The organism is Bacillus litorisediminis, from assembly GCF_022808645.1.
Classification (GTDB): Bacteria; Bacillota; Bacilli; order Bacillales; family JC228; genus Bacillus_BF; species Bacillus_BF litorisediminis.
This window is the reverse complement of sequence record NZ_JAKZKT010000026.1, coordinates 42,967-62,818: the sequence shown is the minus strand read 5'-3', so window position 1 is coordinate 62,818 and position 19,852 is coordinate 42,967. Positions and strand designations below refer to the sequence as shown.

Below are 19,852 nucleotides of genomic sequence, written 5' to 3'. Positions count from 1 at the left end.
CTAATATAAACTTAACCAATTTGAACACCTGCCTGGTGAAAAAAATTAATCAGTCAAAAATAGCTGATAACCTTATTATATCAGGCATTATGAGCAAGTTTATAAAGGATTTCGCTACGGATTCAGGCATATTTTCCAATAATGTAATCGTTAATAAGTTAAAGCAATGATAAGGAAAGTAGAATCTAGTAATTTTTCCACAGAGAGCTTCGGGTGCTGAAAAGAAGCAAAAATACAGATTTGAAAATGGCCTTTAAGCTTCGTTACTGAACGTATCTTTGGATATCAAGTAGGTTGCGGCGGGACTTGGTACCCGTTATCGAAACCACAGTATAAGAATGTAATATTCTGTACTTGCAGAGGCTGTTTGTGTGAGCAAACGGTAAAATAAGGTGGTACCGCGTAAATAATCTTACGTCCTTATCTAATAATAGATAGGGACGTTTTTTATGTTTGCGGTAGTCAAAATAAAAGGAATGAAAAACATATTTTTATCATTTTTTTATTATGAATAGATGAAAGGGGAGTATAAGGTGAGTAATGCATTGGTACTGCAATCAGATTTTGGCTTGAGTGATGGGGCAGTCAGTGCCATGTATGGAGTGGCGCAAACGGTGGATCCTTCCGTGCCTCTATTTGATTTAACGCATGATATTCCCCCATACAATATTTGGGAAGCTTCGTATCGCTTATTGCAAACCATTCCTTATTGGCCAGAAAATACGGTATTTGTTTCAGTCGTAGATCCAGGTGTTGGGAGTGACCGAAAAAGTGTTGTTGTAAAGACCGCATCTAATCACTTTATTGTTACACCTGATAACGGGACTCTTACCCATATACATCATAGTATCGGAATCGTTGAAGCAAGAATTATTGATGAACAAAAAAACAGACTGCCCCGTTCAGGGGCATCCCATACATTTCATGGGCGAGATATCTATGCGTATACAGGGGCTAGACTTGCATCTAATACGATTTCATTTGAAGAAGTAGGGCCAGCTTATTCAGTTGATTCAATTGTTTTATTACCGCTCTTTGAAGCTAGATTTTTAAACGGTGCCCTTACCGGAATGATAGATGTGCTTGATGTTCGTTTCGGAAATGTCTGGACTAACATCAGCCGAGAGTTATTTCTTCAATTAGGAATGGAATATGGAGACTCAGTTGAAGTTTTAATTCAACACGATTCGAAGAGGATTTACAAAAATTTCATGACCTATGGTCGTTCTTTTGCGGATTTATGCATTGGGGAGCCATTGGTTTACATAAACTCTTTAGACAACCTAGCGATTGCCATCAACCAAGGTTCATTTGCAAAAAACTATAGTATTGGAACAGGATCAAATTGGCGTATTTCGCTTAGAAAAGCGCCAAAGATCATATATGAATAAGAAAAGGAGAAAATGATTATGCCAAACAAAGCACTTTCTACAAAAACCATTGTAGCGATTGGGATTGGTACCGCTGTCTTCTTAATCCTTGGACGTTTTGCTTCTATTCCTTCAGGTATTCCCAATACGAATATCGAAACGTCCTATGCATTTTTAGCACTTATGTCAGTCATTTTTGGCCCAATCGCTGGTGCACTCATTGGATTTATAGGTCATGCCTTAAAAGATGCAATCATGTGGGGGTCTATTTGGTGGAGCTGGGTTATTGTCTCTGGCGTTGTTGGACTTTTATTTGGTTTAGCCTCAAGAAATGTCAATGTTCAAAGTGGCGTAATGGGAACCAAACAAATTATTACTTTTAATATTGTCCAAGTAATTGCGCAAGCCGTTGGCTGGTTCTTAGTTGCACCCGTACTGGATATACTAATTTATGCGGAACCAGCTAATAAAGTTTTTGTTCAGGGATTAGTAGCAGGGGTATCTAATATGGTGACCGTCGGTGTTATCGGAACACTTCTATTAATTGCCTATGCAAAAACAAGAAGTAGGTCAGATAGCTTAGACATTGATGCTTAATTTTATGCAGCCGGAAACACATGTTTCCGGCTTTTATCATGAAAGAAGCCTTCGCAATTAAATTCTAAGAGTTGTAAAATAAAAGCAAAAAGCTTTAGTAGGGAAATGATGGGAAACATAATGAGGATACCTATTATAAATTTTAAGAATTTTACTTTTAAATACCGCAGTCAGGTGAAACCTACCTTACTGGATATTAATCTTGCAATCTATCAAGGTGAAAAGATTTTAATTATTGGCCCATCTGGATCAGGAAAAAGTACGCTTGCTCATTGTATAAATGGGTTAATCCCTCATTCCTATGAAGGAGAGTTTGACGGTGAGCTATATATGAAATCTGAAAATGGACTGAAACAGGATTTATTTACCCGCTCGAAAGCTGTAGGTACTATTTTACAAGACCCGGATAGTCAGTTCATCGGACTTACAGTAAGCGAGGATATTGCATTTTCGATGGAGAACGATTGTATACCACAAGAGGCTATGAAAAAAAGAGTTGAAAAGATTGCGAAACTGGTAGAGGTCGATGATCATCTCTCTTCCTCACTTTTTCATTTGTCAGGAGGGCAAAAGCAAAGAGTTGCATTAGCAGGCGTGATGGTTGATGCAGTAGATATTTTATTATTTGATGAGCCTCTTGCCAATCTTGATCCGGCTACGGGAAAATATGCAATTGAGCTGATTGACCGGATTCATAAAGAAACCAATAAAACCATTATCATTATTGAACATCGTTTGGAGGATGTACTACATCGCAGTGTTGATCGGATTATTGTTATCGATAAAGGCAGAATAGTCAGTGATTCTTCTCCTGCTGAGCTATTATCTTCAAATGTATTAGAAGCAACTAATTTACGAGAACCCTTATACATAAAGGCTTTAAAATATGCTGGGTGTGAAGTATCACCTGCTATGAATCCTGAGCATATCAGCAATCTGAATTTGAATGGCTGGAAAGATCAAGTCAAAAAATGGTTTCAATCCAAGCCGCTTCACCAGCCATCCCGACGTTCTACCCCTTTATTAGAGCTTGAAAATATTTCATTTCGCTATGACGCAGGAAATGAAATTTTACATAATGTATCCTTTTCTATCAATAAAGGGGAAATGGTGAGTATAGTTGGCAAAAACGGGGCAGGCAAGTCAACTTTAATGAAGCTCATTTGCGGCTTTGAAAAACCCACGACAGGGCGGATTCTTTTCGAAGGGAAAGATCTGTCCAATGACACAATTAGTGACCGCTCACTTCGGATTGGCATGGTGATGCAAAATCCAAACCATATGATATCTAAGCATAAAATATATGATGAGGTCGCTCTTGGTCTTGTAGCAAGAGGATTTTCAGAAGACAAAATATCGGAGCAGGTTGAAAAAACATTAAAAATTTGCGGACTATTTCCCTATCGCAATTGGCCCATTTCCGCATTAAGCTTTGGCCAGAAAAAGCGGGTAACTATTGCCTCTATTCTCGTTCTCGAGCCTGATATCATTATATTAGATGAACCGACTGCAGGGCAGGATTTTCGGCATTATACAGAGGTAATGGAGTTTTTAGTAGAGTTGAATAAACAAGGTATTACGATTTTAATGATCACTCATGATATGCACCTAATGCTTGAATATACCACTCGAACGATTGTGATCGGCAATGGGACTATACTTGGAGACGACATGCCTACTCAGATTCTAGCTAACCATCCTCTCATAAAACAGGCAAACCTTAAAGAAACCTCATTATTTGAACTGGCAAAACTTGCGGGGATAGATGATCCAACTGAATTTGTCCAACGGTTTATTGATTACGATCGGGAGGCAAGAAAGCAATGGCAGTAGAAATGTTATCATATATTGAGCGAAAATCTCCCATTCACCAGTTAACAGGGGCTACTAAATTACTTTGTTTTATCATCTGGACTTTTGCAGCCATGTTAACCTATGATACACGAGTTCTGCTTTTTCTTTTTGGATGGAGCCATATCATTTTCAAATTATCTAGGACAAAAATAAAGGAAGTTTCTTTTGTGCTAGTCTTTATTTTAATCTTTATGCTCTTTAATAATATAGCAATTTATCTTTTCTCTCCTCAACAGGGGGTGGAGATCTATGGTACGGAACACATTCTTCTAGGTTCTGGCCACTTCGCTTTAACAGCAGAACAATTATTTTATTTGCTCAATATTTCTCTTAAATATTTTGTTGTCATCCCTGTTGCTCTTTTATTTATCGTCACAACACATCCAAGTGAATTTGCTTCATCACTAAATCGAATTGGCATCAGCTATCGCATATCCTATGCAGTGGCTTTAGCTCTGCGCTATATACCTGATATTCAAAGGGAATATCGCACTATATCATTATCTCAGCAGGCACGAGGTATTGATATGTCTAAAAAAGCTAAGCTGTCCAAACGGATTAAAAACGCAGCATCTATCATTACTCCTTTAATTTTTTCAAGCTTGGACCGGATTGAAGTCGTAAGTAACGCCATGGATCTCCGTGGCTTTGGAAAACATAAAAAAAGGACATGGTATAGTGCAAAGCCCTTTCAAACCTGTGATTATGCCGCTATCTGCCTTTTCGTTATAATCTTGATTGGCTCCCTATTCATTACGTTTTATGACGGCAGCAGGTTCTATAACCCATTTATATAATTGAAAAAAGGAGTTTCTCAGATAAGAAACTCCTCTTATATTATTTATTATCTCTAATATAATGATCCCTGCTCTTAAATCCAGCAGCAAGAATCTTTTTCATTTCCTCACGCCGTTTCACCTTAGTTGCTTCTTGTTTGGCACTATAGACAAATCGCGCCCAGTCTTTACGATAGCCTGGAGTAAGGGACTGGTAGAAATCCAGCAGTTCTGGAGTGTCTTCCAAATCTTTCTCAATCTGCGGTATCAGATCGATATAATCATCCACGCATTGACTGGCTTTAGCAGAAGTCTGATTTTTGCCTTTTGCATCCTCTTTAAGGCCCACCACCGTAAATACATCATCTAATCCTACCATCCGGGCAAATTTTATATTACTTGAGCCAATATACCCAGTTTCATCTGCTCCCAGTCCATCCAATAATTCATCGCGATGAATATATGTTGGATATACCTTATTGCCCTTTTTCGGATAAGCCAAATAGATATAGCCGTTTTTATTCAAAATATCTTTTTCAATAATCTGATCTACTAGCTCTTTTAAACACTTCATATCTAAGACAAAAGCAAAAATCAGATCATACGAACTGCCGGATAATTTCGTATCATAATCATTTAATTCTTCTAAATAATCAGCGCCATCTGGGAGATTAAGAACTGCTACATTTTTATATTTTTGCAGGCTTAGCTTTTCTGTAATTGATTTTGCCATCATCTCACCTTTTTATTTTGATTTCATTTCATCTATTATTGTAAAAGTTCTCTACACCGTTATCAATTTTTGCAGTTAAAAGAATCCCATTTTTAGTTTAAAAAATATAAATACTGGTGTTTAAGGTAGATCATAATAGGTTTATCCGATTCCTGAATAGGAAATTTAAAATCTATGAAAACAGCGATTGCTGAAATCAATAAAGTGAAGCAGAACTTGTTTATTTCCAAAACAGTACCTAAAGAAAGAATCAATCATTATGAACAAGAACTTATCTCATTTGCAAAAAGTAACGGAGCAGCCTTTCCTCACATATCCAGAACTCAAACAAAAGCAGCAAATCGTCTTGCAAAACCATGCCTTGTATGCACAACACAGAAGCCATTGATACTTTATTAAAAGAAGATATTATTTCAAATGAAGTGGGCTGAGCGAGAACACAATCTAATAACGGACAAACCCGTCAATTAGAGGATTCTCATTAAATGTGGAGTAATTTTAAGCAATAAATAAAAAAATGCGGAAATTTTGTAAAAATTGTATGATATTTTTTTAACTTTCCTATTGATATTTTTCTTATATGTTGTTAATCTAAAGAAGCATGTAATTGGAAAGCTTTTATTCAAAAATATTTGGGTCTTTCCAAGCAGATAATTTTGACCACTTTTTCGGAAGTTAAGGCCATACGGACAGCCGGGTCAAATGCCGATTGGCAACTTTTAGTTGCCTTATTGATTGAGTTAAAAGCTCAAATTTTATAAGTTGGTTACTTTACAACCAGTGCATATGCACATCAACTTGTGAAACGGTCAATAAGAGTGGTAAAAGTAATTATTTGCTATATAGACTCTGATCATATTGGTATATTTTGGATATTAAAGAGCTTTCTATCCTTATGTCCTATGACTTTAGTCATGGAATCCATATGCTTTTTAATATTTCGGATTATATCTAAAGCAAGTGTGTGCGCGGTTATGCGTTTTGCACTTGCTTTTTTTGTTTCTTCAAGTTTGTACTCTTGCTCTTTATTTATTAACTTAAAAATCTATCAGATTAGGAGATGAGAAAATGGGAAAAGCACTTATTATTGGTTGCGGTGGTGTGGCCTCTGTTGCCATTCACAAATGTGTCCAAAATCCTGAGGTGTTTGAAGAAATTTGCATCGCAAGCCGTACAAAATCAAAATGTGATGACTTAAAAGCTAAGCTAGATGGCGGCAAAACGAAAATTTCAACTGCTCAAGTTGATGCTAATAATGTAGAAGAACTAATTGCTTTAATTGAAGAGTTCAAACCAGACATTGTGATGAACTTAGCTTTACCATATCAGGATTTAACGATTATGGAGGCTTGTCTTGCAACTAAAACACACTATCTGGATACTGCAAACTATGAGCCAGAAGATACAGCAAAATTTGAATACAAATGGCAATGGGAATACCGCGAACGTTTTGAAAAGGCTGGGATTACGGCGCTTTTAGGCAGCGGCTTCGACCCAGGTGTAACGGGTGTATTTTCTGCGTATGCTCTCAAACATCATTTCGATGAAATTGAATATATCGATATTCTTGATTGTAATGCTGGAGATCACGGCTATCCTTTCGCAACGAATTTTAATCCTGAAATCAATATTCGTGAGGTTTCTGCGAACGGCAGATATTGGGAAAACGGAGAATGGATCGAAACGAAACCGATGGAAATCAAACGTGTATATAACTTCCCTGAAGTTGGCGAAAGAGACATGTATTTGCTGTACCACGAAGAACTGGAATCTCTTGCAGTAAACATTCCAGGAATTAAACGGATTCGTTTCTTTATGACATTTGGCGAAAGCTACCTTACTCACCTAAAATGTCTTGAAAATGTAGGTATGACTTCAATTGCACCAATTGAATTCGAAGGAAAACAAATCATTCCGCTTCAGTTCTTGAAAGCTGTACTGCCAGATCCAGCTTCTCTTGGACCGCGTACAAAGGGTAAAACGAACATTGGCTGTATCTTCAAAGGTAAAAAAGATGGAAAAGATAAAACGTACTACGTGTACAATGTTTGTGATCATGAAGAATGCTACAGAGAAGTCGGTTCTCAGGCAGTATCTTACACAACAGGTGTTCCTGCTATGATTGGCGCGATGATGATCTTAACTGGAAAATGGAATAAACCAGGCGTATACAATATTGAAGAATTTGATCCAGATCCATTCATGGAAGCATTGAATAAATGGGGACTCCCTTGGAAAGAAGATTTTAATCCAGAGCTTGTTGATAACGAACCTATAAAAGTTAAAGAACCGGAGCTCGTTCGTTAAGATGAGATTTGAAGAATTACCAACACCATGTTATGTAGTTGATGAAGGTCTTCTGGAGAAAAATTTAAAAATTCTTAATGGAGTTATGGAACGGACAGGGTGCAAGATTGTTTTAGCACAAAAAGCTTTTTCCATGTATACGCTGTATCCTCTTATTGGAAAGTATTTAAGTGGGACTACAGCCAGCGGTTTATACGAAGCTCGTCTGGGCTACGAGGCAATGGGCAAAGAAAATCATGTCTTTGCCCCAGCCTATCGGGAAGATGAAATTGATGAAATTATTTCGATCTGTGATCATATCATCTTTAATTCTTTCTCACAGGTGGAAAAATTCAAGGATAAGGTGCTTAAAGCCGGTAAAAAAGTAGGCTTGCGCATTAATCCCGAATGCTCCACACAGGTGGGACATGCCATCTATGATCCATGTTCACCTGGCTCTCGATTCGGTGTAACACTGGAACATTTTCGTCCTGATTTGCTTGAAGGCGTGTCAGGGCTGCATTTCCACACACTTTGCCAGCAAAACTCTGACGATTTAGAAACAACACTGAATGCCGTAGAAGAAAAATTTGGACCCTGGCTATCACAAATGGAATGGATTAACTTTGGCGGCGGTCATCACATCACGAGGGAAGACTATAACATTCCATTGCTTGAGGAATGTATTAAGAGAATGCAGGATAAATACGGTCTTGAAGTATATCTTGAGCCGGGAGAAGCGGTTGCTCTTAATGCAGGATATCTAGTTGTATCGGTACTGGATACTGTAAAAAATGGCATCGATATTGCTATTCTTGACACTTCTGCAACCTGTCATATGCCTGACGTATTAGAAATGCCTTATCGCCCTCCTTTATTTGGCTCAGGCGAACCTGGAGAGAAGCCATATACTTACAGACTAGGCGGTCAAACCTGTCTTGCAGGCGATGTAATTGGGGATTATTCCTTTGACCAGCCTTTAAAAAGCGGGGATCGTTTAGTTTTTGGTGATATGGCGATCTACACAATGGTGAAAAATACCACGTTTAACGGCATGCCTTTACCAGCCATCGCCATTCAGGATAAAAATGGCGATTGTCAGGTCGTACGTGAATTTGGCTATCAGGACTTTAAGATGAGACTAGCTTAAAAGTTCAGCTGAATGAATATTTTTTTGCTACTGTTTTGAAACATAAGGATATCTTTTAAAAAGTAAAAGCCAGATTCCTAAATAGGAATCTGGTTTTTTTATATCAATCGCATAAAGTTTTAAATCGGAATTAAACAGGACATAATGGAGACTATGATACATGGAAATTGTCTGCTGTTATTGACAAGAAAACTATTTCTATATAACATTGCATATTGAATTAGAATTATTATTGATAATAATTCTAGTCTTCAGCATGCCAATTAAATCCACAAAATACATCTTAGGAGGAATGTAGCTATGTTACTAATTGGAACAGAAGTAAAACCATTCAAAGCAAATGCTTACCATAATGGCGAATTTATTGAGGTTACTGAAGAAAACTTTAAAGGCAAGTGGAGTGTAGTTTGCTTTTATCCTGCAGACTTTACATTCGTATGCCCAACTGAACTAGAAGATTTGCAAAATCATTATGCGACTTTAAAAGAACTTGGGGTCGAAGTGTACTCAGTTTCAACAGATACTCATTTTACTCACAAAGCATGGCATGATCATTCAGAAACGATCGGCAAGATTGAATATATTATGATTGGCGACCCTTCACAAACACTCTCTAGAAACTTTGAAGTACTTAATGAAGAAGAAGGCCTTGCTGCCCGCGGTACATTTATTATCGATCCAGACGGGATTATTCAAGCTGTTGAAATTAATGCAGATGGCATCGGTCGCGATGCTAGCATTCTTATTAATAAGATTAAGGCAGCTCAATATGTTCGCAACAATCCTGGTGAAGTTTGCCCAGCTAAATGGCAGGAAGGTGCCCAAACACTTAAGCCAAGCCTAGATCTTGTAGGAAAGATTTAAGGAGTTACGATTATCCATGATACTAGATGCAGATATAAAAGCACAATTAGCCCAATATCTTGAACTGATGGAGGGCAATGTGCTACTCAAAGTTAGTGCGGGATCGGATGACACATCTAGAGACATGTTAGATTTGGTGGATGAATTAGCCACTATGTCATCGAAAATTAAGATAGAGAAAACTCAATTAGAAAGAACTCCGAGCTTTAGTGTGAACCGTGTCGGCGAAGACACTGGGGTAACTTTTGCCGGGATTCCTTTGGGACATGAATTTACTTCATTCGTATTGGCTTTACTCCAGGTTAGCGGAAGAGCTCCCAAGGTTGATCAGAGTGTTATTGACCAAATTAAAAGCTTAAAGGGTGAATATCACTTTGAATCATATATCAGTCTGACCTGCCACAACTGCCCTGATGTTGTACAGGCACTAAACATAATGAGCATACTTAATCCTACTATCACACATACCATGATCGATGGTGCAGCTTTTAAAGAAGAAGTAGAGAGTAAAGACATTATGGCTGTACCGACCGTTTTTCTGAATGGTGAACCCTTTGGCAGCGGCCGGATGACACTTCAAGAGATTCTTTCCAAGATGGGAAACGGACCAGATGCATCAGAGCTTGCTAACAAGGATCCATATGATGTACTAGTTATTGGTGGCGGACCAGCAGGTGCAAGTGCAGCCATCTATGCAGCACGCAAAGGCATCCGTACAGGTATTGTGGCTGAACGTTTTGGCGGTCAGGTCATGGATACCTTGGGCATTGAGAACTTTATCAGTATGAAATATACAGAAGGCCCTAAGCTCGCCGCAAGTCTTGAAGAACATGTCAAAGAGTATGACATTGATGTAATGAATTTGCAGCGTGCCAGACGATTAGAGAAGAAGGAATTCATTGAAATCGAACTCGAAAACGGTGCTGTTCTAAAGAGCAAGACCGTAATTATTTCAACGGGTGCCCGTTGGCGCAATATTGGTGTCCCGGGCGAAGCAGAATTCAAAAACAAAGGCGTAGCATACTGCCCACACTGTGATGGACCATTATTTGAAGGAAAACACGTAGCTGTTATTGGCGGCGGTAATTCAGGCATTGAAGCTGCTATTGATCTGGCAGGTATTGTAAAGCATGTAACCGTTCTTGAATTCATGCCAGAACTGAAAGCTGATGCTGTTTTGCAAGAGCGTCTTTATAGCCTTCCTAATGTAACGGTTTTAAAGAACGCCCAAACAAAAGAAATTACCGGTACTGACAAAGTAGACGGCATTTCTTACATTGATCGTGAAACAGGAGAAGAACATCACATTGAATTGCAGGGTGTATTTGTTCAGATCGGTCTTGTTCCCAATACCGATTGGCTAGGTGAAACAGTTGAACGCAATCGGTTCGGTGAAATTATCGTAGACAAGCACGGAGCTACCAACATCCCTGGCGTGTTTGCTGCAGGTGACTGTACAGATAGCGCCTATAAGCAAATCATAATTTCAATGGGAACAGGCGCTACTGCTGCCTTAGGAGCATTCGATTATCTAATCAGAAATTAATGACACATTTAATCTACATTTCTCAAAGTATATCTTTTAATTTCGAAAGTCGCTCACTATTTTAATTGCAGTTGAGCGACTTTCCTTTATCACGGATATACTTACATATTTTTATTCACTATCATCTTCTTCATTGGGTCTTGTTGTTTGTGTCGGAAGAGTATCCCAGAAGCTTGTATCAGCTGTTTCAATTGATCCATCTGCAATGGCTCTTACTGCCGCATCTAATGTTAAAATCGTTTGCTTAATTAAATAGCCATTACTTTTTTGACCTAGCGCGTATGATTCGATATAGTGATCAGACATTCCGCGCATTTCAAAAAGAAGTGTTGAGATATCATAACGGAGGGCAGCACCATTTCGTCCAATATTTGCACCATTCCCGCCATTATATTTACCTATGTGGCCCCAACCCGTATTTTCAAGTGCGCCATATACTATAGCCCCAAGCTTTTTTGAGCCTTCTAAAACTTCTGGTTTTACTTGGGAATTGGTTGGATAAAGGATGGATCCAGAAACTAGTTCACCTTCCGTTTGATTCATTGCTCCTTGATGGTGTAAATCAATCATGTAATCAATATCGTATTTTGCAAATACATTTTCGTGCAATGCTCTAACTTCAACTTCCATATCCTCAATCGCTTTATCATGTTCACGGTTTAAGTCAACTTCATTTGCATTGTAACGTGTAAGATGGCGTTCTCCGTCTGCTAAGTAATTATCCAGCGAAAAATTAACATCTCCCATTGCACCGTCTGCATTCAGCATTGGAAGCACTAGCACATTTACATTTTCTAAAACACCTTTTGTTTTATTAGTACCTAAGTGTTTAATAAATTCTAGAGCTCCTTCCGTAGTAAGCTGTTCATTTCCATGCTGTTGAGTTAAAAATAGAATAGTTGGATTTTCTGGATTGGATATGTATTTTGCTAGATAAATATCTCGTCCTTTTACAGTTTGGCCAATCACTTCAAGCTCCATTGCTTCTTGCTTTGCATCTTCTGTTTTAAGGTAGTCTACCATGCTTTCATACGTATGCAGAATCGAAGTTTGAATCGAACCATGGCCAGGTTCTGGACCATTTCCAACTGCACTGGCCGGAATAGTAACATTAGTGAATATCCCCAGCGCCATTAAGCCAGATAAAGAAACCGATAAAACTTTCTTTTTCAAACTCATTAAATATCCCTCCGCCTTCTATTAATTTTCAATAGGTAACTATCATTATATAAGTTATATTTGACAGAATTAATAGAGTATTCTGTCTATTCTTTAGACATATTTCGAGTAATGAAATATATGAAAATAGACGTATATATTTGTGTTTTATAGCAGACAGGCAGGTATTCGGTTATAAGATTTTATTGAGATTTAAGCATGTCTAATAATTTTTATCATATTGCATAGGCAAAACTGACCAATCGTAAACTATTAAAATAAATCACACCATGAAAAATAGGTACTATTACACGTACAGATTATTGTCATTGTCGTATACCATCGAAATTTGCTGTTCCATTAAATACAGAACCTTTATCTTGGCCAGTTATTCAAAGATAAGGTCGGCTCCTTTTGCTGAGTATTTAGAACGACCGCTCCCCTGGTCCAAAATCACTAGAATATTTTAGCTTTTAAACTTCATTTTTAGTTATTTTTTACTGCTACAATTTTACCAAATTAATAAAATAGTTCGAATACTTAGTTTATTTAGTAGATAAACTAAGTTCTCGATGTTATAATTACCACAAGCAAGGACTGCGGCTTGATCATTTTTTCGCAACAAATTGAAAGCCCTTTCTTTCTCCTGGCCAGGGAACTATAAAATGAAAGCTTAGTTAAAGTCCTTTATAAAAACCTTCAAAAAACAATTTTTAAAAAGGAGATTGAAACATGCTAAACAATGTACGTAAATCTTTTATTTCAGGGGTGGCTATAGTCTTATTACTACCTGTTGGAATAAATAGTGCAGCTGCCACAAATGAACCGAAAAGTGCATTAGAGGTAAAACCATTGGATGAAAGATATGAAGATTCTTTCACAATCGGTGCAGCCGTTGAGCCCTATCAATTAGAAGGCAAGGACGCGGAAGTGCTAAAGCACCATTATAACAGTATTGTTGCAGAGAATGTCATGAAGCCTATAAATATTCAACCAGAAGAAGGTAAATTTAACTTTGAACAGGCAGATAAAATTGTTAAGTTTGCAAAGGAAAATGATATGGACTTACGTTTCCATACCCTCGTCTGGCATAGCCAAGTACCAGAATGGTTCTTCCTTGATAAGAATGGAAAACCAATGGCCGATGAGACAGATCCAAAACAACGCGAGAAGAACAAACAGCTTTTATTAAAACGTTTAGAAAAACATATTAAAACAATTGTGCAACGCTATAAAGATGATATAGACTCTTGGGATGTTGTGAATGAAGTAATCGATGAATATGCACCGAATGGCAAAGGTTTACGTGAATCCCCATGGTATAAAATTACTGGCACTGACTACATAAAAGTTGCTTTTGAGACAGCCAGAAAATATGCAGGAGAGAACGCTAAGCTTTATATCAATGATTACAATACTGAAGTAGAACCGAAAAGAACTTACTTATATAACCTAGTTAAAGAATTATTGGAGCAGGGTGTTCCAATTGATGGAGTTGGGCATCAGTCTCACATCCAAATCGGTTGGCCTACTTTACAGGAGACCGAGGATTCTATTAATTTGTTTGCAAGTCTTGGGTTAGATAATCAAATTACTGAGCTTGATGTTAGCCTTTATGGTTGGCCGCCTAGACCGGCATATCCGACATATGCTGATATTCGAGAAGAGAAATTCCAAGCCCAGGCAGATCGTTACAATGCATTATTTGAATTATACGAAAGATTAGATGATAAAATTAGTAATGTAACATTCTGGGGCGTTGCTGATAACCATACATGGCTGGACGACCGCGCGGAACAGTACAATGACGGAGTAGGAAAAGATGCTCCATTTGTTTTTGATCCAGATTACAATGTAAAACTGGCATATTGGGCAATTATAGACTAACTAAAGGAAACTAGTTAATCAGCTCCGAGGTTTCGGAGCTGATTTTATTATATTTTGAGCCTATATTAAGATCGAAATCAGACAAGGATTATAGAAAAAACCTCATTTACTTATGGGTACGGTCACCGTATCAGGTGAAACGGCGAAAATACTTAATTCATAAATGAAAACCCTAATTCCTTCGAAGAAATTAGGGCTAAATAAAACAATATTAAGGGATTGAATAAACAGTAAGAATAAGATAACCTTCTATCTAAAATCCTTTGGGATCCGACGGGCTACCCCTGTTAAAATAGCTGTTTGTATCACAGCATAACGTACTTTTGAAACAACCTGCTCGTTGAAAATACTCGGAATAATATACTGCTCATTTAATTCTTTATCGGTAACCACAGCAGCAATGGCCCGAGCTGCAGCAAGCTTCATTGGCTCATTAATATGAGTTGCCCGACAATCGAGAGCTCCACGATAAATGCCAGGGAACGCTAGAACGTTATTAATTTGGTTTGGGTAGTCACTGCGTCCTGTTGCAAATACTCTAACATGTTCAAGAGCTTCTTCTGGAGAAATCTCAGGGTTAGGGTTAGCCATCGCAAAAACGATTGGATCTTCAGCCATTTTCCGAACGTCTTCAGCCGACAAAACCCCGCCTCTGGATACGCCAATAAAGACATCAGCATCTTTAATAACGTCTCTTAATGTCCCTTCTTGTTTTTCCACTTGATCTTGTTCTGCGAGCCATTGCCACATTGGATGAGGATAGGTTCCGCCATTTATGATTGCCCCATCTACGTCCACAGGAACAAGACGTTTTACTCCCGCATTGATAAGCATTTTACAAATGGCAACACCAGCTGCTCCGATTCCATTCACAACCACACGAACGTTTTCAATTTTTTTGCCCACTACTTTTAAAGCATTTAAAAGACCTGCAATGACAACCACTGCGGTTCCATGCTGATCATCATGAAACACTGGAATATCCAATTCTTCACTCAAACGCTTTTCAATTTCGAAACAACGCGGGGAACTAATATCTTCTAAATTAATCCCGCCAAAAATAGGCGCGATATTTTTTATGGTTTGAATAATCTCCTCTGTATCCTGCGTATCCAAACAAATTGGAAAGGCATCGACATCCGCTAATTGCTTAAATAACATCGCTTTCCCTTCCATAACTGGAGCCGATGCGAGTGGACCTATATTTCCAAGACCGAGTACCGCACTCCCATCTGAGATAACGGCAACAGTATTCCTTTTAATCGTGAGAGAGTAAGCTTTCCGCGGATCTTCATAAATAGCGGAACAAACACGGGCAACGCCTGGAGTATAAACCCTTGATAAATCATCTCTATTTTTGATTGGTATCTTTGTTTTAGTCGAAATTTTTCCACCCAAATGCGCAAGGAATGTTCGATCAGATACATTAATGATTTTAACACCTGGGGTTGCTTTCAGACGATCAAGAACCTGTTCCTCCTCTATGTCCCTAACTGCAATTGTGATGTCACGCACAGAAGATTCCCCGCTTGAACTAATCACATCAATGGATATGATATCTCCCCCTGCTTTTCCTATTACAGAAGCGACTTCACCAAACGAAACATTTTTTAATTCAACTCGAGCTACTAAATTATTGTAAGCCATTGTGTCTCTCCTTTTAGCCATTCATTATATTAAAATTTTTGCCATCTCTGCCCAAGGTCCTGCCTCTAATATGGCATCATCCTAAAAGACAGATACATAGTTAACACACTTATTCTTATTACTAGTTTACTATAAGATGTCAAATCTTTTGAATATTTTATTGATTTAAACTGCCGAAGCAAGCTCTTGTTGTAATCGATTACCACGATTAATAGATTTTATTGCAATGCAACGATAGCAAATCTTATTGAAGGCAATGTTTCCTTCTCAACATAATATGTACCGCTTTCATTATACTATCAAAAATGAAATCTGCCTGATATTTAAACATTATAAAAAAGGTAAACTATCAATATTGAATGCACTACGCGATAGAGTAATCTTGTTATAAAGCAGAACCATGAGGTTTCTTGTAACTCATTAATCCAGGTATTGAAACTACAGCGGGGCGGAACAAAAAGGTTCTATCAGTATTCCGATAGAACCGTTGAATTCTATGACATCTACTACTTCGGTTATGCAAGATTTACTTGTTTTTTATCCTTTTGATCTGCTAAGCCCAGCGCCTTCTCAGTTGAAGTATGAATTTCGCGGATAAGCTCTGGATTTTCCATTAATGACATGCCATATGATGGAATCATTTCTTTTATTTTCGGTTCCCAGGCTTTCAGATGTTGCGGGAAGCATTTTCTAATTACTTCAAGCATGACGTGGACGGCAGTAGAAGCACCTGGAGAAGCACCAAGCAATGCAGCAATCGAGCCATCCGAGCTACTAACAACTTCCGTACCAAATTGAAGCGTTCCTTTGCCGCCGCTGTCAGTATCTTTAATAACTTGTACACGTTGCCCCGCCACTACAATATCCCAATCTTCACCTTTAGCGGTCGGAACAAATTTTCGTAACTCTTCAATACGTTGTTCTTTTGATAACATAAGTTGCCCAATCAGATATTTTGTTAATGGAATGTTTTTTGCACCTGCTGCTAACATAGTGAAGACATTATTCGGTTTTACAGAACCTAATAAATCCATATTTGAACCAGTTTTTAAGAATTTTGGAGAGAAGCCGGCATACGGTCCAAATAGCAATGATTTTTTGTTGTCGATATATCGTGTATCTAGATGCGGCACAGACATTGGAGGTGCACCAACTGCAGCTTTGCCGTATACTTTTGCATGATGCTGCTCTACAACCTCCGGATTGTTACATACCAGGAATAGTCCGCTTACCGGGAATCCCCCGATATGTTTACTTTCAGGAATACCTGTTTTTTGCAGTAAAGGCAGACTTCCGCCACCACCGCCGATAAAGACGAATTTTGCAGTATGGTATTCGATTTTACCGCTATCCATGTCAAGCACTTTTAATTTCCACGAGTTGTCGGTAGTACGTTTAATATCCTTTACCAAATGTTTGTAGTTAATTTCGACGTTTTGACTCTTTAAGTGGTCAAACAACATGCGTGTTAAAGCGCCAAAGTTGACATCGGTTCCGGAGTCAATTTTTGTTGCCGCTATCGGTTCCTTCGATGTACGGCCTTCCATAATAAGCGGAATCCATTCCTTTAATTTTTCCGGATCATCGGAAAATTCCATGCCTTGAAACAATGGATTATTTGACAGCGCTTCAAAACGTTTTTTCAAGAACGTTACATTTTTTTCTCCTTGCACTAAACTGATATGGGGCAATGGCATGATAAAGTCCTGAGGATTACGTATGAGATTGCTGTTTACAAGATAAGACCAAAACTGTTTTGAAATCTGAAACTGTTCGTTAATTTTTATAGCTTTGCTAATATCTATGGATCCGTCCGATTTTTCGGGAGTGTAGTTAAGCTCGCACAGTGCAGAATGCCCCGTTCCTGCATTATTCCATTCGTTAGAGCTTTCCTCTCCTGCGTTTTCGAGCTTCTCAAACACTGTAATTTTCCATTCCGGCACTAACTCTTTCAGCAGTGCCCCCAAAGTCGCACTCATGATTCCGGCACCGATTAAGATAACGTCTGTTGTAGTATGTCTGTTACTCATTTTTATCAACCTTATCTCTTAAGATTTGCAGAAATGATGTTAGCGCTCCTGGTTTCGTACCATCAGCCCAAGGAGCCACATAATTTCACACCATTTCTGTATTAATTATAACCTAATAATAGTTTATCAAATTTTTTATTTTTTGATAGTTAAAAGCTACTATCTGGTAAAAAGTGGAGTGAAGGACAATACAACTGGGCTCTAGTGTTTTAGCCAACTATTTTTGTCCCGTGAGCTTCGTTTATATTTAATGCATTGGCGACAGATTGTAGGTTTTTATCAGTAATTCCACCACCAGGAAGGATAATGATTCTGCCCGCCGCATAGTCTATATATTCCTTCAATCTGGGCAGGTTATGCTCAATTGAGGAATCTATCGGGCCTCCATGGGTTAAGATTCGATCTACATTGTGTTCTGCAAGCCAATCAATCGCTTTAAGCTGATACTCAGGTTTTATTTGATCAAACCCCATGTGAAAGGTGACCTCTAGTCCATTTGCCAATTCTAATAGGGTGAGCATGGCCATCTCATCAATCCAACCCGTATTATTTAAACAGCCCAGCACTACTCCATCCGTACCTAACTGTTTTAGATGGACGAGATCATACTTCATCATTTCGATTTCTTCATGACTATAAATAAAATTGCCACCTCTAGGCCTTATCATGGCCATAATCTTAATATTTTTACTGTGGCAATATTCAATAGTCTTTTTAGCAACACCGTGACTTACCGTTGTACCCCCGACAGCAAGATTGTCACAAAGCTCAATACGGCCTGCCCCCCTTGCAATCACATCGGGAATGATCGTAAAATTCTCCACACAGACTTCTTTAAGCATAAACATCCACCTTACAAAATTATGTTCAGCCTCTAAACCTTAATGTATCAAAACCGCTATTTTTCTGAAGCCGTATTTTGCGTTCCAGTTAATATAAACTTTTCGTTAATCTTCCCAACATCCGCCCCTGCATCATTCCGTATAATGGATGGTTTTAAAGCTCTTAAACTAGCAATCGTTTGTTTGTTTTCATAGCCAATTTGCTCAAGAATACCAGCTACAATTACAGGCCAGACATCCTCTGATCCATTTAACACTTTTAAAGCAAAGCCCGTTCTTTCTTTCTTCAAACCGAAGCAATATACCCCTTGCGCTCCGCCTTTTGCTACGATATTTTGATCCTGAAGCAGGACGGAACAAATAAAGTTCTCTGAAGCAACCATACGGGGATGTTCATTCATGACACTAGTCATTTGCATCACAGCTTCTTGCAATAATGGATCTTTAATCAAATCTGGACATGCTAATTTTAAATACGTCAGTGCCATATTTTTTAATGGAATGGCAAAAACAGGGACACCACAACCATCTATTCCAATCTTAACCTCAGAAATAGGCAATTCCGCCAGCTCCGAAAGAAATTTTACTATTTGTTGCTGAAGCGGATGATCCACCTTCCAATATCCTTCGACTGGGAATCCATATTCACGGCAAACCGTCACAAACCCCATATGTTTTCCCGCACAGTTATGGTACAGCCTTCTTTTCTCCATATGTTTTCGAAGCATTTCTTCCTTTGGCTTGACATTTAAGGGATAAGAATATGGACAAAATAATTCATCTTCACTGACAGGTAATTTCTGTAACATCGATTCAAGGGCAGCGATATGATAGGATTCTCCCCGGTGAGAAGCTGTAAACAAAGCGGCCTCCTCATTCGTCAGTCCATATTTCGTTATACAATTTGATAAAAATACTAGCAGCGCTTGGATTGGCTTGGCTGCAGACCGAAAATACGTGTAGTGGGCAGAATCCCCTGTATAGTATATCGTTTCTAATTTTTCATTTACCCCGCAAATCATACCAGTATGAACATTTTCAACTACACCTGCTCTGGTTTCTTCAACTAAGGTTAGCGCGTTCATGTTTCTACATCTCCTCTTGATAACATC

16 protein-coding genes and 1 other annotated feature are annotated in these 19,852 nt (G+C 38.4%); of the genes, 10 read left to right on the top strand and 6 right to left on the bottom strand.

Features of this window, described 5'->3' with window-relative positions; genetic code table 11:
• Positions 1 to 157 precede the first annotated feature (157 nt).
• Positions 158 to 425: a binding site (T-box leader), on the top strand.
• 108 nt (positions 426 to 533) lie between these two features.
• From MLE14_RS14010 to MLE14_RS13995, 4 genes are all read left to right on the top strand, one after another.
• Entirely contained in the window at positions 534 to 1,391 is an 858-nt protein-coding gene (locus MLE14_RS14010; RefSeq protein WP_313897611.1) for an SAM hydrolase/SAM-dependent halogenase family protein, read from the top strand.
• 18 nt (positions 1,392 to 1,409) lie between these two features.
• Positions 1,410 to 1,967: an ECF-type riboflavin transporter substrate-binding protein gene (locus tag MLE14_RS14005; RefSeq protein WP_243299027.1), complete on the top strand. Its 558-nt coding sequence runs from the start codon at positions 1,410 to 1,412 to the stop codon at positions 1,965 to 1,967.
• Between the two features lie 120 nt (positions 1,968 to 2,087).
• A complete protein-coding gene (locus MLE14_RS14000) occupies positions 2,088 to 3,800 on the top strand; it encodes an ABC transporter ATP-binding protein (RefSeq protein WP_243299026.1) in 1,713 nt (570 codons plus the stop codon).
• A complete protein-coding gene (locus MLE14_RS13995; protein ID WP_243299025.1) occupies positions 3,791 to 4,618 on the top strand; it encodes an energy-coupling factor transporter transmembrane component T family protein in 828 nt (275 codons plus the stop codon). The genes MLE14_RS14000 and MLE14_RS13995 overlap by 10 nt, the downstream gene beginning before the upstream one ends.
• A 40-nt stretch (positions 4,619 to 4,658) precedes the next feature.
• Here the strand turns inward: MLE14_RS13995 and MLE14_RS13990 are convergent, their stop codons facing one another.
• The gene (locus MLE14_RS13990; RefSeq protein WP_243299024.1) at positions 4,659 to 5,330 is read right to left on the bottom strand and encodes a YdeI/OmpD-associated family protein; all 672 of its coding nucleotides are present in this window, start codon (positions 5,328 to 5,330) and stop codon (positions 4,659 to 4,661) included.
• Between the two features lie 174 nt (positions 5,331 to 5,504).
• Between MLE14_RS13990 and MLE14_RS13985 the strand changes: the two genes are divergently transcribed.
• The 5 genes from MLE14_RS13985 to ahpF all read left to right on the top strand — a co-directional run bounded on the left by MLE14_RS13985 (position 5,505) and on the right by ahpF (position 11,176).
• Positions 5,505 to 5,729, top strand: coding sequence for a hypothetical protein (locus MLE14_RS13985; RefSeq protein WP_243299023.1), 225 nt, complete (start codon positions 5,505 to 5,507; stop codon positions 5,727 to 5,729).
• A gap of 669 nt (positions 5,730 to 6,398) precedes the next feature.
• Positions 6,399 to 7,637 (top strand): saccharopine dehydrogenase family protein, encoded by a 1,239-nt coding sequence (locus tag MLE14_RS13980; protein ID WP_243299022.1) that lies wholly within the window; start codon positions 6,399 to 6,401, stop codon positions 7,635 to 7,637.
• A 1-nt stretch (position 7,638) separates the two neighbouring features.
• The gene (nspC, locus tag MLE14_RS13975; protein WP_243299021.1) at positions 7,639 to 8,766 is read left to right on the top strand and encodes a carboxynorspermidine decarboxylase; all 1,128 of its coding nucleotides are present in this window, start codon (positions 7,639 to 7,641) and stop codon (positions 8,764 to 8,766) included.
• 300 nt (positions 8,767 to 9,066) lie between these two features.
• Entirely contained in the window at positions 9,067 to 9,630 is a 564-nt protein-coding gene (gene ahpC / locus MLE14_RS13970) for an alkyl hydroperoxide reductase subunit C (RefSeq protein ID WP_243299020.1), read from the top strand.
• Positions 9,631 to 9,646: 16 nt separating this feature from the next.
• Entirely contained in the window at positions 9,647 to 11,176 is a 1,530-nt protein-coding gene (ahpF, locus tag MLE14_RS13965) for an alkyl hydroperoxide reductase subunit F (protein ID WP_243299018.1), read from the top strand.
• Positions 11,177 to 11,287: 111 nt separating this feature from the next.
• Here the strand turns inward: ahpF and MLE14_RS13960 are convergent, their stop codons facing one another.
• Entirely contained in the window at positions 11,288 to 12,355 is a 1,068-nt protein-coding gene (locus MLE14_RS13960; RefSeq protein WP_243299016.1) for a M14 family zinc carboxypeptidase, read from the bottom strand.
• A 711-nt stretch (positions 12,356 to 13,066) separates the two neighbouring features.
• Between MLE14_RS13960 and MLE14_RS13955 the strand changes: the two genes are divergently transcribed.
• Positions 13,067 to 14,221, top strand: coding sequence for an endo-1,4-beta-xylanase (locus MLE14_RS13955; RefSeq protein WP_243299015.1), 1,155 nt, complete (start codon positions 13,067 to 13,069; stop codon positions 14,219 to 14,221).
• Between the two features lie 249 nt (positions 14,222 to 14,470).
• Here MLE14_RS13955 and MLE14_RS13950 read toward each other — a convergent pair whose 3' ends face one another.
• From MLE14_RS13950 to MLE14_RS13935, 4 genes are all read right to left on the bottom strand, one after another.
• Positions 14,471 to 15,868, bottom strand: a complete 1,398-nt coding sequence (locus MLE14_RS13950; protein ID WP_243299013.1) for an NAD-dependent malic enzyme — start codon at positions 15,866 to 15,868, stop codon at positions 14,471 to 14,473.
• 515 nt (positions 15,869 to 16,383) lie between these two features.
• Positions 16,384 to 17,898 carry a malate:quinone oxidoreductase gene (locus MLE14_RS13945; protein ID WP_243299012.1) on the bottom strand — a complete coding sequence of 505 codons (1,515 nt, stop codon included), beginning with the start codon at positions 17,896 to 17,898 and terminating at the stop codon, positions 16,384 to 16,386.
• A gap of 209 nt (positions 17,899 to 18,107) precedes the next feature.
• Positions 18,108 to 18,740: a copper homeostasis protein CutC gene (locus MLE14_RS13940; RefSeq protein WP_243299011.1), complete on the bottom strand. Its 633-nt coding sequence runs from the start codon at positions 18,738 to 18,740 to the stop codon at positions 18,108 to 18,110.
• Between the two features lie 56 nt (positions 18,741 to 18,796).
• Positions 18,797 to 19,825: an asparaginase gene (locus tag MLE14_RS13935; RefSeq protein ID WP_243299010.1), complete on the bottom strand. Its 1,029-nt coding sequence runs from the start codon at positions 19,823 to 19,825 to the stop codon at positions 18,797 to 18,799.
• Positions 19,826 to 19,852: the final 27 nt, after the last annotated feature.

What these genes read in the sequence shown, in the direction of transcription:
- MLE14_RS14005 (WP_243299027.1), top strand. Translation starts at nt 1,410, where the DNA reads ATGCCAAACAAAGCACTTTCTACAAAAACCATTGTAGCGATTGGGATT.
- MLE14_RS14000 (WP_243299026.1), top strand. Translation starts at nt 2,088, where the DNA reads ATGAGGATACCTATTATAAATTTTAAGAATTTTACTTTTAAATACCGC.
- MLE14_RS13995 (WP_243299025.1), top strand. Translation starts at nt 3,791, where the DNA reads ATGGCAGTAGAAATGTTATCATATATTGAGCGAAAATCTCCCATTCAC.
- MLE14_RS13990 (WP_243299024.1), bottom strand. Translation starts at nt 5,330, where the DNA reads ATGGCAAAATCAATTACAGAAAAGCTAAGCCTGCAAAAATATAAAAAT.
- MLE14_RS13985 (WP_243299023.1), top strand. Translation starts at nt 5,505, where the DNA reads ATGAAAACAGCGATTGCTGAAATCAATAAAGTGAAGCAGAACTTGTTT.
- MLE14_RS13980 (WP_243299022.1), top strand. Translation starts at nt 6,399, where the DNA reads ATGGGAAAAGCACTTATTATTGGTTGCGGTGGTGTGGCCTCTGTTGCC.
- nspC (WP_243299021.1), top strand. Translation starts at nt 7,639, where the DNA reads ATGAGATTTGAAGAATTACCAACACCATGTTATGTAGTTGATGAAGGT.
- ahpC (WP_243299020.1), top strand. Translation starts at nt 9,067, where the DNA reads ATGTTACTAATTGGAACAGAAGTAAAACCATTCAAAGCAAATGCTTAC.
- ahpF (WP_243299018.1), top strand. Translation starts at nt 9,647, where the DNA reads ATGATACTAGATGCAGATATAAAAGCACAATTAGCCCAATATCTTGAA.
- MLE14_RS13960 (WP_243299016.1), bottom strand. Translation starts at nt 12,355, where the DNA reads ATGAGTTTGAAAAAGAAAGTTTTATCGGTTTCTTTATCTGGCTTAATG.
- MLE14_RS13955 (WP_243299015.1), top strand. Translation starts at nt 13,067, where the DNA reads ATGCTAAACAATGTACGTAAATCTTTTATTTCAGGGGTGGCTATAGTC.
- MLE14_RS13950 (WP_243299013.1), bottom strand. Translation starts at nt 15,868, where the DNA reads ATGGCTTACAATAATTTAGTAGCTCGAGTTGAATTAAAAAATGTTTCG.
- MLE14_RS13945 (WP_243299012.1), bottom strand. Translation starts at nt 17,898, where the DNA reads ATGAGTAACAGACATACTACAACAGACGTTATCTTAATCGGTGCCGGA.
- MLE14_RS13940 (WP_243299011.1), bottom strand. Translation starts at nt 18,740, where the DNA reads ATGCTTAAAGAAGTCTGTGTGGAGAATTTTACGATCATTCCCGATGTG.
- MLE14_RS13935 (WP_243299010.1), bottom strand. Translation starts at nt 19,825, where the DNA reads ATGAACGCGCTAACCTTAGTTGAAGAAACCAGAGCAGGTGTAGTTGAA.